The following is a 13,628-nucleotide window of genomic DNA, read 5'->3' on the forward strand; positions in this document are numbered from 1 at the left end:
GCCTCACGCCCGGAACACGTGCCGGCGAATGGCCGCGGCGTTCGAGAAGATCCGGATGCCGAGCACCACGACGACACCCGTGGACAGCTGGGCCCCCACGCCCAACTTGTCGCCCAGGAAAACGATCAGCGCGGCCACGACCACGTTGGACAGGAACGACACGACGAAGACCTTGTCGTCGAAGATGCCGTCGAGCATGGCCCGCAGACCTCCGAAGACGGCGTCCAGAGCCGCCACGACGGCGATCGGCAGGTAAGGCTCGACGACCGCCGGAACCTCAGGCCGGACCAACAGTCCGGCCACGACTCCCACGACGAGGCCCAGTACGGCGATCACGATGTGCCCTTCTCGGTTTTCTCGGTGTTCGGCTGTGCTGTACGTACGATCACACTCGGTGCCGCGGGCAGCCGGAGGTCTTCCTGCACGGAAATGCTGGTCCGGATGCCGAAGTTCTCCTGCAAGGCGTGCAGGTACAGCCCGTCGGCACTGTCCTGGAACCTGGCGCTCAGCCGCTCCCCGTCCCCCACCGCGAGCACCGTGTACGGCGGCACCAACGGCTTGTTGTCGACCAGTATTGCGTCACCCGCCGCCCTGATCGCCGAAAGGGCCGTAAGCCGCTGTCCATTGATCGAGACGGCTTCCGCGCCCGACTCCCACAGCCCGTTGACCACACGCTGCATGTCGCGGTCGCGCACCCGCCCGGTGTCGGTGAAACCGGTCGCCCCTCGTGGGTCGGCGTCGCCGTCCGTGCCCGCTTCCTTGGCGTCGTTCACGACCAGCTTCACGCCGGGTCCGTGCACCTCGACCGCGCCCGCGAGGATGCCCACGAGCTCGGCCTGATCGCCCCCGGTCGTCTTCAGGGCCTCGCGCTGCCGTGCGCTCACATCGGCGCGCAGATCGTCGACGGTCTCCTCCAGCTCGTCCGCCGCCGTTGTCTCACGGTCGATGCGGTCGATCAGCTCTTCGCGCTCCTTGGCCACGACGGGCGCCGCCACGCGCGCCTGCGCCGCTCCCACGGTCACCACGAGCGCCGCGAGCACCAGCCCGGCGGCGAGCCCCAGCTTCGCCCTCAGCGTCTTGGGCAGACCCCCGTCACCCGCGGCCTCCTTGCGGGCGGCGGCCTCGGCGTACCCCTCGTCGAGGCTGTGATCCATGACGTTGGTGAGCAGCGACATGGAGGCGTCCGGGCGCGCAGGGGGCGTAGATGTGCTCCGAACGGGGGGCGGCTGCGGCATGCCGCACATCGTCGCACGTCGCGACCACTACCTCCGAATGGCCCCACCGGCGTGCCGGACAGGCCCCTTTCGGGGACACCTGCCCGGCACGCGCGTGTGGTCCGTGCAATTACCGGCCGGCGCTGTCCACGACCGCCGACCACTCGTCGAGCAGTTCCTGGGCGGACGCGTCGTCCGGCCCTTCGGCCCACAGATGGGTGACCGCCTCAGCCGGGTCAGGCAGCACCATCACCCACCGCCCGTCGGTCTCCACGACCCGCACTCCGTCGGTCGTGTCGACAAAGCGATCTCCGGCCTCCTCGACAACCCGCCGCATGACGAGTCCCTTGACGGCCCACGGGGTCGCAAGATCGCGCTTGATGACATGCGCCCGCGGAATCCGCGCGTCGATCTGGCTGAGCGTGAGCTGCGTCCGCGCCACCAGGCCGATCAGCCGTACGAAGGCCGCCGTACCGTCGAAGACGCTGCTGAACTCCGGGATGATGAACCCGCCCCGGCCGTCGCCACCGAAGATCGTCGTGTCGTCGCGACCGACACGGGTCAGGTCATCGGGCGAGGTCGTCGTCCACTCCACCTGCGTCCCGTGATACGCCGCCACCTGCTCGGCGATCCTCGTGGTGGTCACCGGCAGCGCCACACGCCCGCTGCGCCGCTCCGCGGCCACCAGGTCGAGCATGACCAGCAGGGCCCGGTCGTCCTCGACGATCCGTCCCTTCTCGTCCACCAGCGACAGCCGCTCGCCCACCGGGTCGAACCGCACGCCGAACGCGGCCCGCGCGGACGCCACGATCTCTCCCAGCCGCACCAGCCCCGACCGCCGCGTGTCCTCCGACTCCGTGGGCCTGGACTCGTCGAGACCGGGGTTGATGGTCAGCGAATCCACGCCGAGCTTGCCGAGCAGACTCGGCAGCACGAGCCCGGCACTGCCGTTCGACGCGTCGACGACGACCTTCAACCCGGACTCCGCAATCCCGGTCGTGTCGACATTCCGCTGCAACGACCCGGTGTACGAATCGAAGACACTGGCCGGGAAATGCAGATCCCCGATCTCGCCCGGGAACGCACGCCGGTACTCCTGCCGCGCGAAGACCCGGTCCAGCTTCCGCTGACTGGCCTGCGACAGGTCGGCCCCCTGCCCGTCGAAGAACATGATGTCCACGGAATCCGGCACTCCGGGCGTCGTCCGGATCATGATCCCGCCGGCACTGCCCCGCGCGGTCTGCTGCCGCGCCACGGGCAGCGGTACGTTCTCCAGGTCTCGTACGTCGATGGCGCTGGCCTGGAGCGCCGAGATGACCGCCCGCTTGAGCGCCCGAGCACCACGGGAGTGGTCGCGGGCCGTGGTGACGGTGGAGCCCTTCTTCAAGGTCGTCGCATAGGCGCCGGCGAGGCGCACGGCGAGTTCCGGTGTGATCTCCACGTTCAGGATTCCGGAGACACCACGGGCACCGAAGAGATGCGCCTGCCCTCTCGACTCCCAGATCACCGAGGTGTTGACGAAGGCGCCGGCCTCGATGGTCTTGAACGGATAGACACGCACGTTGCCCTGAACGATCGATTCCTCGCCGATCAGGCACTCATCACCGATGACCGCGCCGTCCTCGATCCGAGCGGCGCGCATGATGTCGGTGTTCTTTCCGACCACGCACCCGCGCAGATTGCTGTGCTGCCCTACATACACGTTGTCGTGCACGACAGCCTTGTGCAGAAAGGCTCCGCTCTTCACGACCACGTTCGAGCCGATGACGGTGTGTTCGCGGATTTCCACGCCGGCTTCGACCTTGGCGTAGTCCCCGATGTACAGCGGCCCACGAAGCACCGCGTCGGGATGCACCTCGGCGCCTTCCGCCACCCACACACCCGGAGAGATCTCGAAGCCGTCGAGCTCGACGTCGACCTTGCCCTCCAGGACGTCAGCCTGCGCCTTCACGTAGCTCTCGTGAGTGCCTACGTCCTCCCAATACCCCTCCGCGATATAGCCATAGATCGGCTTGCCTTCCTTCATCAACTGCGGGAAGACATCCCCGGACCAGTCCACGGGTACGTCGGCCTCGACATAATCGAAGACCTCGGGCTCCATGACATAGATGCCGGTGTTCACGGTGTCCGAGAAGACCTGGCCCCAGGTCGGCTTCTCGAGGAAGCGCTCGACCTGGCCTTCCTCATCGACAATCGTGATGCCGAATTCCAGCGGATTGGGCACTCGGGTCAGACAGACGGTGACGAGCGCACCCTTTTCCTTGTGGAAGTTGATCAGCTCGGTGAGGTCGAAGTCGGTCAGGGCATCACCGGAAATGACGAGGAAAGCATCGTCCTTCAACGCCTCTTCGGCGTTCTTGACGCTTCCGGCGGTACCGAGTGGCTTCTCCTCGTTGGCATAGCTGAGCTCCATTCCGAGCTCTTCACCATCACCGAAGTAGTTCTTGACCAGCGAAGCCAGGAACTGAACGGTCACGACGGTCTCATTCAGCCCATGCCTTTTGAGCAGCCGTAGAACGTGCTCCATGATCGGCCGGTTGACCACCGGCAGGAGCGGCTTGGGCATGCTTGAGGTCATGGGGCGAAGGCGCGTGCCTTCGCCTCCGGCCATCACGACGGCCTTCATGTCGGAAGCGTCCTCCTCGAAGAGATGACGGTCTAGCCGACTTCACCCGTCCAGATTGTCCCGCACTTTTCCACCGCGGGCCATCGGGCCACTACGCCCGCTTCAATCCGCGAGTTCACTCGGCCATGGCGTCCGCACGGACCAGGCGGCGGACCTGAACCACGTAGAGAACTCCTGCCCACCAGTACAGCGTTGTACCCCATCCGGCGAACGCCCATCCGAAAATAGCAGCGAGTGACGGGATCCAACCAGTTCCGTCACTGAGCAGCAGCAACGGGAAGGCATACATCAGGTTGAACGTAGCTGCCTTCCCAAGGAAGTTCACCTGCGGCGGCGGATAGCCATGACGCCTGAGGATGCCCACCATCACCAGCAGAACCAGCTCGCGCGCCAGAAGTGCAGCGGTCAACCAGAGCGGCAGAATCTCGCGCCAGGTGAGACCGACCAAAGTCGAAAGAATGTAGAGCCGGTCCGCCGCCGGATCGAGGAGCCGGCCGAGGCTGCTGACCTGGTTCCAACGCCGCGCCAGCTTGCCGTCCAGGTAGTCGGTGACGCCGCTCAGGGCCAACACCAGAAGGGCCCAGCCATCACTCTTCGGCCCGCCGAACTCAGGCCTCAGAATCAGCCACAGGAACAGCGGCACGCCAAGGAGCCGCGCCATGCTGAGGATGTTGGGGATGGTGAGGACCCGGTCCGTCTGGACACGGGTCTCCTGGACCTCCACCCGGGAGCCTCCTGTGGGAAAAGTACCTACGATGCCCCCTGACCCTACCTCAACGCAAAAAAGCTCTGGCCCTCGGGCTAGTTGCCCAAGAGCCAGAGCTCTAAAAGGAGTTCGGCGGCGTCCTACTCTCCCACAGGGTCCCCCCTGCAGTACCATCGGCGCTGTAAGGCTTAGCTTCCGGGTTCGGAATGTAACCGGGCGTTTCCCTCACGCTATAACCACCGAAACACTATGAAACTGTGACCGGAAACCCCCAACCCTGGGGGGACGTCGGTCGTTGCTTCAGAACCAACACAGTGGACGCGAGCCTCTATGGACAAGCCCTCGGCCTATTAGTACCGGTCACCTCCACACGTTACCGTGCTTCCAGATCCGGCCTATCAACCCAGTCGTCTACTGGGAGCCTTACCCCATCTAGTGGGTGGGAATACTCATCTCGAAGCAGGCTTCCCGCTTAGATGCTTTCAGCGGTTATCCCTCCCGAACGTAGCCAACCAGCCATGCCCTTGGCAGAACAACTGGCACACCAGAGGTTCGTCCGTCCCGGTCCTCTCGTACTAGGGACAGCCCTTCTCAATATTCCTGCGCGCGCAGCGGATAGGGACCGAACTGTCTCACGACGTTCTAAACCCAGCTCGCGTACCGCTTTAATGGGCGAACAGCCCAACCCTTGGGACCGACTCCAGCCCCAGGATGCGACGAGCCGACATCGAGGTGCCAAACCATCCCGTCGATATGGACTCTTGGGGAAGATCAGCCTGTTATCCCCGGGGTACCTTTTATCCGTTGAGCGACGGCGCTTCCACAAGCCACCGCCGGATCACTAGTCCCGACTTTCGTCCCTGCTCGACCCGTCGGTCTCACAGTCAAGCTCCCTTGTGCACTTACACTCAACACCTGATTGCCAACCAGGCTGAGGGAACCTTTGGGCGCCTCCGTTACTCTTTAGGAGGCAACCGCCCCAGTTAAACTACCCATCAGACACTGTCCCTGATCCGGATCACGGACCCAGGTTAGACATCCAGCACGACCAGACTGGTATTTCAACGACGACTCCCCCTGAACTGGCGTCCAGAGTTCACAGTCTCCCAGCTATCCTACACAAGCCGAACCGAACACCAATATCAAACTGTAGTAAAGGTCCCGGGGTCTTTCCGTCCTGCTGCGCGAAACGAGCATCTTTACTCGTAGTGCAATTTCACCGGGCCTATGGTTGAGACAGTCGAGAAGTCGTTACGCCATTCGTGCAGGTCGGAACTTACCCGACAAGGAATTTCGCTACCTTAGGATGGTTATAGTTACCACCGCCGTTTACTGGCGCTTAAGTTCTCAGCTTCGCCATGACGAATCATGACTAACCGGTCCCCTTAACGTTCCAGCACCGGGCAGGCGTCAGTCCGTATACATCGCCTTACGGCTTCGCACGGACCTGTGTTTTTAGTAAACAGTCGCTTCTCGCTGGTCTCTGCGGCCACCCCCAGCTCACCGAGTAAATCGGATCACCGGACATGGCCCCCCTTCTCCCGAAGTTACGGGGGCATTTTGCCGAGTTCCTTAACCATAGTTCACCCGAACGCCTCGGTATTCTCTACCTGACCACCTGAGTCGGTTTAGGGTACGGGCCGCCATGAAACTCGCTAGAGGCTTTTCTCGACAGCATAGGATCATCCACTTCACCACAATCGGCTCGGCATCAGGTCTCAGCCTCATGTGCGACGGATTTACCTATCGCACGGCCTACACCCTTACCCCGGGACAACCACCGCCCGGGCTGGACTACCTTCCTGCGTCACCCCATCACTCACCTACTACAGGTCTGGTCCGTCGGCTCCACCACTCCCCTTTGCCCGAAGGCTCCAGGGCGGCTTCACGGACTTAGCATCGCCTGGTTCAATGTTTGACGCTTCACAGCGGGTACCGGAATATCAACCGGTTATCCATCGACTACGCCTGTCGGCCTCGCCTTAGGTCCCGACTTACCCTGGGCAGATCAGCTTGACCCAGGAACCCTTAGTCAATCGGCGCACACGTTTCTCACGTGTGTATCGCTACTCATGCCTGCATTCTCACTCGTGAACCGTCCACAACTCGCTTCCGCGGCTGCTTCACCCGGCACACGACGCTCCCCTACCCATCACAGCGGGCGTTGGCCCTCATGCTGCAATGACACGACTTCGGCGGTACGCTTGAGCCCCGCTACATTGTCGGCGCGGAATCACTAGACCAGTGAGCTATTACGCACTCTTTCAAGGGTGGCTGCTTCTAAGCCAACCTCCTGGTTGTCTGTGCGACTCCACATCCTTTCCCACTTAGCGTACGCTTAGGGGCCTTAGTCGATGCTCTGGGCTGTTTCCCTCTCGACCATGGAGCTTATCCCCCACAGTCTCACTGCCGCGCTCTCACTTACCGGCATTCGGAGTTTGGCTAAGGTCAGTAACCCGGTAGGGCCCATCGCCTATCCAGTGCTCTACCTCCGGCAAGAAACACACGACGCTGCACCTAAATGCATTTCGGGGAGAACCAGCTATCACGGAGTTTGATTGGCCTTTCACCCCTAACCACAGGTCATCCCCCAGGTTTTCAACCCTGGTGGGTTCGGTCCTCCACGAAGTCTTACCTCCGCTTCAACCTGCCCATGGCTAGATCACTCCGCTTCGGGTCTTGAGCGCGCTACTATATCGCCCTATTCGGACTCGCTTTCGCTACGGCTTCCCCACACGGGTTAACCTCGCAACACACCGCAAACTCGCAGGCTCATTCTTCAAAAGGCACGCAGTCACGAGATACGTGCAAGCACGTATCCGACGCTCCCACGGCTTGTAGGCACACGGTTTCAGGTACTATTTCACTCCGCTCCCGCGGTACTTTTCACCATTCCCTCACGGTACTATCCGCTATCGGTCACCAGGGAATATTTAGGCTTAGCGGGTGGTCCCGCCAGATTCACACGGGATTTCTCGGGCCCCGTGCTACTTGGGTGTCTCTCAAACGAGCCGCTGATGTTTCGACTACGGGGGTCTTACCCTCTACGCCGGACCTTTCGCATGTCCTTCGCCTACATCAACGGTTTCTGACTCGTCTCACAGCCGGCAGACTGTGAAAGAGAGATCCCACAACCCCGCACACGCAACCCCTGCCGGGTCTCACACGTATACGGTTTGGCCTCATCCAGTTTCGCTCGCCACTACTCCCGGAATCACGGTTGTTTTCTCTTCCTGCGGGTACTGAGATGTTTCACTTCCCCGCGTTCCCTCCACTTGCCCTATGTGTTCAGGCAAGGGTGACAGCCCATGACGACTGCCGGGTTTCCCCATTCGGACACCCCCGGATCAAAGCCTGGTTGACGACTCCCCGGGGCCTATCGTGGCCTCCCACGTCCTTCATCGGTTCCTGGTGCCAAGGCATCCACCGTGCGCCCTTAAAAACTTGGCCACAGATGCTCGCGTCCACTGTGCAGTTCTCAAACAACGACCAGTACACCGTCACACACCACTTTCGTGGTGCTACACCGGCGCCGGCAACTGAAGGCAGCCATAACGGCCGTGCCCTCAGACACCCAACAACGTGCCCGGCACACCCGCCTCTTCTTCATCCATTCCACGCCGAAGCAGTACTAGGAAGAGAAGACGATCAAGTGTGCCGAATAATCAACGTTCCACCCATGAGCAACCACCGTCGAACGTTTGCCGACGTAGTGGCCTCTGACCTCGTCCCGAAGGACTCGGTAAGAAGTGCTCCTTAGAAAGGAGGTGATCCAGCCGCACCTTCCGGTACGGCTACCTTGTTACGACTTCGTCCCAATCGCCAGTCCCACCTTCGACAGCTCCCTCCCACAAGGGGTTGGGCCACCGGCTTCGGGTGTTACCGACTTTCGTGACGTGACGGGCGGTGTGTACAAGGCCCGGGAACGTATTCACCGCAGCAATGCTGATCTGCGATTACTAGCAACTCCGACTTCATGGGGTCGAGTTGCAGACCCCAATCCGAACTGAGACCGGCTTTTTGAGATTCGCTCCACCTCACGGTATCGCAGCTCATTGTACCGGCCATTGTAGCACGTGTGCAGCCCAAGACATAAGGGGCATGATGACTTGACGTCGTCCCCACCTTCCTCCGAGTTGACCCCGGCGGTCTCCTGTGAGTCCCCATCACCCCGAAGGGCATGCTGGCAACACAGAACAAGGGTTGCGCTCGTTGCGGGACTTAACCCAACATCTCACGACACGAGCTGACGACAGCCATGCACCACCTGTACACCGACCACAAGGGGGGCACTATCTCTAATGCTTTCCGGTGTATGTCAAGCCTTGGTAAGGTTCTTCGCGTTGCGTCGAATTAAGCCACATGCTCCGCTGCTTGTGCGGGCCCCCGTCAATTCCTTTGAGTTTTAGCCTTGCGGCCGTACTCCCCAGGCGGGGAACTTAATGCGTTAGCTGCGGCACCGACGACGTGGAATGTCGCCAACACCTAGTTCCCACCGTTTACGGCGTGGACTACCAGGGTATCTAATCCTGTTCGCTCCCCACGCTTTCGCTCCTCAGCGTCAGTAATGGCCCAGAGATCCGCCTTCGCCACCGGTGTTCCTCCTGATATCTGCGCATTTCACCGCTACACCAGGAATTCCGATCTCCCCTACCACACTCTAGCTAGCCCGTATCGAATGCAGACCCGGGGTTAAGCCCCGGGCTTTCACACCCGACGTGACAAGCCGCCTACGAGCTCTTTACGCCCAATAATTCCGGACAACGCTTGCGCCCTACGTATTACCGCGGCTGCTGGCACGTAGTTAGCCGGCGCTTCTTCTGCAGGTACCGTCACTTTCGCTTCTTCCCTGCTGAAAGAGGTTTACAACCCGAAGGCCGTCATCCCTCACGCGGCGTCGCTGCATCAGGCTTTCGCCCATTGTGCAATATTCCCCACTGCTGCCTCCCGTAGGAGTCTGGGCCGTGTCTCAGTCCCAGTGTGGCCGGTCGCCCTCTCAGGCCGGCTACCCGTCGTCGCCTTGGTGAGCCATTACCTCACCAACAAGCTGATAGGCCGCGGGCTCATCCTTCACCGCCGGAGCTTTTAACCTCCACCCAGGAGAGTGGAAGTGTTATCCGGTATTAGACCCCGTTTCCAGGGCTTGTCCCAGAGTGAAGGGCAGATTGCCCACGTGTTACTCACCCGTTCGCCACTAATCCCCACCGAAGTGGTTCATCGTTCGACTTGCATGTGTTAAGCACGCCGCCAGCGTTCGTCCTGAGCCAGGATCAAACTCTCCGTGAATGTTTACCCGTAATCGGGTGCACACATCACGAGAGCGGAACAGTCGAGCGGAATAGGCCCGACCGTTCACAGCGTCCTCGCTGTGTTTATTTCAAAGGAACCTCGTCCCAACCGGAAGACCGGCCGGAGACGGGGTATCAACATATCTGGCGTTGATTTTTGGCACGCTGTTGAGTTCTCAAGGAACGGACGCTTCCTTTGTACTCACCCTCTCGGGCTTTCCTCCGGGCGCTTCCCTTCGATGTCCCAAACTCTATCAGTGTTTTTCCGACTCCCTGACCACCGTCCTGCAGACATGCAGAAGATGACCCCGAGATAGGATCTGACAAGTTTGGTACTGCTGGGCAAGGACGCCTAGTTGCGTCACTCAGTCCCAAGCAGGAGTACGACTGTACACGCGGCCGTCGAGCACGTGCAAATCGATTTGCGGTATGGTCTAGACCACTCTGGAGTGCCCACACGGAACCGGCACTTCATGTGACATACCCTGCTGAACAGTGTGCCGTCCGGCACAGGCAGCGACGGCCCATAACGATCTCCACCCCTGGGAGGTTTCCCATGACCAACGTGACGTCCCCACTGGCAGGACGCGCCGTCGGACTGGCGTCCGTACCGGATCCCGTCTTCTCCGGGGCCATGGTCGGCCCGGGCACCGCGATCGACCCCGTGCGTGAGCCCTCCGAGGCCGTGTCGCCCGTGGACGGGGTCATCGTCTCTCTCCACCCGCATGCCTTCGTCGTTGTCGACGAACAAGGTCATGGGGTACTCACCCACCTCGGTATCGACACCGTGCAGCTCAATGGCGGGGGCTTCGAGCTGCTCGTGAACAAGGGCGACACCGTGACGCGTGGTCAGGGCATCGTGCGCTGGAACCCGGCGGCCGTAGAGGCAGCCGGCAAGTCCCCGGTGTGCCCGATCGTCGCGCTCGAGGCCACGGCCGAGGCCCTCTCCGATCTGCGTGACAACGGCGATGTGAAGGCCGGCGACAGCCTCTTCATCTGGAAGTGACTTCGGTGCCGTCGTATGACGGTGAGTAGGAACGACAACCACCGCGGCGGCGGGACCCGCCGCACTATCGGAGACGGTGAGATGGAGACAACGCTGCGAGGCGTCGGCGTGAGCCACGGTGTGGCCATCGGCGAGGTTCGGCACATGGGAACGGCGGTTCTCGAGCCGCCTGCCAAGCAGATTCCGGCCGAGGACGCGGAGCGTGAACAGGGGCGCGCCCGCCAGGCGGTGGAAGCTGTGGCAGCCGACCTGATGGCGCGCGGCAATCTGGCGGGGGGCGAAGCCCAGGCGGTGCTCGAGGCGCAGGCCATGATGGCCCAGGATCCCGAGCTGATGGCGGACGTGGACCGTCGTATCGCTGTGGGAAGCACGGCCGAGCGTGCCGTGTACGACGCCTTCGCCGCGTATCGCGAGCTGCTGGCCGGTGCCGGTGAATACCTTGCCGGTCGCGTGGCCGACCTCGACGATGTGCGGAATCGTATCGTCGCTCGCCTGCTCGGGGTCCCGATGCCGGGTGTCCCGGACAGCGACGAGCCCTATGTCCTCGTGGCGCGCGACCTGGCCCCGGCCGACACGGCGCTGCTGGACCCGACCCTCGTGCTCGGCTTTGTCACCGAGGAGGGCGGGCCGACCAGCCACAGCGCGATTCTGGCGAGGGCGCTCGGTGTGCCGGCCGTGGTCGCGCTGCCGGGTGCCGGTGAGCTCGCCGAGGGCACGGTCATCGCGGTCGACGGCAGCACCGGCGACATCTTCGTGGACCCGAGCGCCGAGAAGAAGGCGGAGCTCCAGGCCGCTGCCGCCGAGCGCAAGGCCGCGCTCGCGGCGTCGACGGGGCCGGGTGCCACTGCCGACGGCCACAAGGTGCCGCTGCTGGCGAACGTCGGCGGACCGTCGGACGTTCCGGCCGCCGTCGAGGCGGGTGCCGAGGGCGTCGGTCTGTTCCGTACCGAATTCCTCTTCCTCGACGACAGCAAGAAGGCACCGTCGGAGGAGAAGCAGGTCGAGGCCTATCGGCAGGTTCTCGAGGCCTTCCCCGAGGGTCGGGTAGTCGTACGGGTCCTGGACGCGGGTGCGGACAAGCCGCTGGACTTCCTGACGCCGGCCGATGAGCCGAACCCTGCGCTGGGTGTGCGTGGTCTGCGGACGCTGCTGGACCACCCCGACGTGCTGCGGACTCAGCTGATGGCGCTCGCGAAGGCGGCGGAAGGGCTGCCCGTCTACCTCGAGGTGATGGCCCCGATGGTGGCAGACCGGGCCGACGCCAGGGCGTTCGCGGACGCGTGCCGTGCGGCTGGGCTGCAGGCCAAGTTCGGCGCGATGGTGGAGATCCCGTCGGCCGCGCTGCGGGCGCGTTCGATCCTTCAGGAGGTCGAGTTCCTGTCCTTGGGGACGAACGACCTCGCGCAGTACACCTTCGCCGCGGACCGTCAGGTGGGTGCGGTGTCCCGCCTTCAGGACCCGTGGCAGCCCGCGCTGCTCGACCTGGTCGCGCTGTCCGCGGAGGCGGCGAAGGCAGAGGGCAAGAGCTGTGGTGTCTGCGGTGAGGCCGCGTCCGACCCGCTGCTGGCGTGTGTGCTGACCGGTCTGGGTGTCACCTCCCTGTCCATGGGTTCGGCGTCCATTCCTTATGTGCGGGCGACGCTGGCGAAGTACACGCTGGCGCAGTGTGAGCGTGCCGCTGCTGCCGCGCGGGCGGCGGACAGCGCCGAGGAGGCGCGCAACGCCGCTCAGGCGGTTCTGTCCGGCGAATAGGGCGAGTAAGTCGGACTGCACGGCAACACGCAGTTTGTGTGGGGCGCTCCACCTGCGGGTGGGGCGCCCCTCCTGCGTTTCAGTGGTGGTGTCCAGGTGGCGCCTGCGTGCCTCCGAGGTCCGGAGGCACGCAGTAGTCGACGCCCGATTCCGGGGAGATCAGGTCTCCGGAATCGATGTCGGTGCAGTAGGCGTCGAAGACCTCGCCCGCGGTGAGGGGTTCCAGTCCATCCCCGCGCAGGCGCCATCCGTAGATGCGGTCGGTGGTGCCGGGCGCGCTGGTCCGCATCACGAGTCCGCCGGGACTCAGGGTGGCGAGTCCGAGGGCGAGAACGGTGGTGAACTCCAGGGCTTCGTCGAGGTGGGCCGCACCTTGGCCGTCCTCGTCGGCGTGCAGGACCGAGACGAGGGTTTCCGGGGGTCCGGTGACACTGCAGACGAGGTGCCGGCTGCCCGGTGGGGCCGTGTCGAGGATCCGTACGAGGAGGTCGGCGGCGCGTGTGAAGGCCGCGCGACCGATGTCCTCGCCGCAGGTCGCGCAGGCGCCGAGGCGTGCCAGGAGGATCGAGGCGTACTCCCACGTGGCTTGTCGGACGGCTTCGTCGACGAGGGCAGGGACGACATCCGACAGCGGCCGGCCGTCGTAGGGGATGGTGGGCCCGGTGGTCGCGAGTTCGGCTGTGAAGCGGGTGCGGCTAGACGGGGCGTCGGGGTCGAGGCCGGTTTCCGCGCAGAACTCCGCGTACTCCTGCGGGTCGAAGAGGGCGATCGTCGTATGGCTGCCTTGGGAGGCGCGGGTCCTGAGGAGTGCCTCCACCTGTTCCAGATAGATCTTGTGGTCGTCGAAGGTGAAGCTGCGGTAGCGCCGCATGGCACGGAAGTCGTGCTCGTCGGTGAGCAGGCCGATCGTGCCGGCGATCTCGCGGCGCAGGACGCGTCGCATCGTCAGGTGGTCGGTGTGTGCCATGTTTCCCCCTTGTGCGCAGTCGATCAATGCTCACTCACAGTAACCGGCGGCACTGACAACGGCGTCGGG

The 13,628-nt window shown here is 63.3% G+C and carries 7 protein-coding genes and 3 rRNA genes; 2 read left to right on the forward strand and 8 right to left on the reverse strand.

Annotated elements, in window-relative coordinates:
• Positions 1–3: 3 nt before the first annotated feature.
• The 7 genes from OG254_RS08550 to OG254_RS08580 all read right to left on the reverse strand — a co-directional run bounded on the left by OG254_RS08550 (position 4) and on the right by OG254_RS08580 (position 9,832).
• Positions 4–336: a small basic family protein gene (locus OG254_RS08550; protein ID WP_003988855.1), complete on the reverse strand. Its 333-nt coding sequence runs from the start codon at positions 334–336 to the stop codon at positions 4–6.
• The gene (locus OG254_RS08555; protein ID WP_405579076.1) at positions 333–1,235 is read right to left on the reverse strand and encodes a DUF881 domain-containing protein; all 903 of its coding nucleotides are present in this window, start codon (positions 1,233–1,235) and stop codon (positions 333–335) included. The genes OG254_RS08550 and OG254_RS08555 overlap by 4 nt, the downstream gene beginning before the upstream one ends.
• Before the next feature lie 109 nt (positions 1,236–1,344).
• Positions 1,345–3,840: a sugar phosphate nucleotidyltransferase gene (locus OG254_RS08560; RefSeq protein ID WP_405579079.1), complete on the reverse strand. Its 2,496-nt coding sequence runs from the start codon at positions 3,838–3,840 to the stop codon at positions 1,345–1,347.
• Positions 3,841–3,955: 115 nt separating this feature from the next.
• Positions 3,956–4,564, reverse strand: a complete 609-nt coding sequence (locus OG254_RS08565; RefSeq protein WP_405579081.1) for a CDP-alcohol phosphatidyltransferase family protein — start codon at positions 4,562–4,564, stop codon at positions 3,956–3,958.
• 109 nt (positions 4,565–4,673) lie between these two features.
• Positions 4,674–4,790 (reverse strand): 5S ribosomal RNA (gene rrf / locus OG254_RS08570).
• Positions 4,791–4,876: 86 nt separating this feature from the next.
• A 23S ribosomal RNA gene (locus OG254_RS08575) occupies positions 4,877–7,996 on the reverse strand.
• 310 nt (positions 7,997–8,306) lie between these two features.
• Positions 8,307–9,832, reverse strand: a 16S ribosomal RNA gene (locus OG254_RS08580).
• Together the 16S, 23S and 5S rRNA genes form the textbook arrangement of a ribosomal RNA operon.
• Positions 9,833–10,390: 558 nt before the next feature.
• Here OG254_RS08580 and OG254_RS08585 point away from each other — a divergent pair.
• Both OG254_RS08585 and ptsP read left to right on the forward strand, forming a co-directional pair.
• Entirely contained in the window at positions 10,391–10,840 is a 450-nt protein-coding gene (locus OG254_RS08585) for a PTS glucose transporter subunit IIA (RefSeq protein ID WP_405579084.1), read from the forward strand.
• A gap of 81 nt (positions 10,841–10,921) precedes the next feature.
• Positions 10,922–12,592, forward strand: coding sequence for a phosphoenolpyruvate--protein phosphotransferase (ptsP, locus tag OG254_RS08590; RefSeq protein WP_405579087.1), 1,671 nt, complete (start codon positions 10,922–10,924; stop codon positions 12,590–12,592).
• 79 nt (positions 12,593–12,671) lie between these two features.
• Here ptsP and OG254_RS08595 read toward each other — a convergent pair whose 3' ends face one another.
• The gene (locus OG254_RS08595; protein ID WP_405579090.1) at positions 12,672–13,559 is read right to left on the reverse strand and encodes a hypothetical protein; all 888 of its coding nucleotides are present in this window, start codon (positions 13,557–13,559) and stop codon (positions 12,672–12,674) included.
• Positions 13,560–13,628: the final 69 nt, after the last annotated feature.

The sequence above is a fragment of the Streptomyces sp. NBC_01092 genome, from assembly GCF_045039535.1.
Classification (GTDB): domain Bacteria; phylum Actinomycetota; class Actinomycetes; order Streptomycetales; family Streptomycetaceae; genus Streptomyces.

Excerpts from the sequence above, each read along its gene's own strand:
- OG254_RS08560 (WP_405579079.1), bottom strand. The coding sequence starts at position 3,840 with ATGAAGGCCGTCGTGATGGCCGGAGGCGAAGGCACGCGCCTTCGCCCC.
- OG254_RS08585 (WP_405579084.1), top strand. The coding sequence starts at position 10,391 with ATGACCAACGTGACGTCCCCACTGGCAGGACGCGCCGTCGGACTGGCG.
- OG254_RS08555 (WP_405579076.1), bottom strand. The coding sequence starts at position 1,235 with ATGCCGCAGCCGCCCCCCGTTCGGAGCACATCTACGCCCCCTGCGCGC.
- OG254_RS08595 (WP_405579090.1), bottom strand. The coding sequence starts at position 13,559 with ATGGCACACACCGACCACCTGACGATGCGACGCGTCCTGCGCCGCGAG.
- ptsP (WP_405579087.1), top strand. The coding sequence starts at position 10,922 with ATGGAGACAACGCTGCGAGGCGTCGGCGTGAGCCACGGTGTGGCCATC.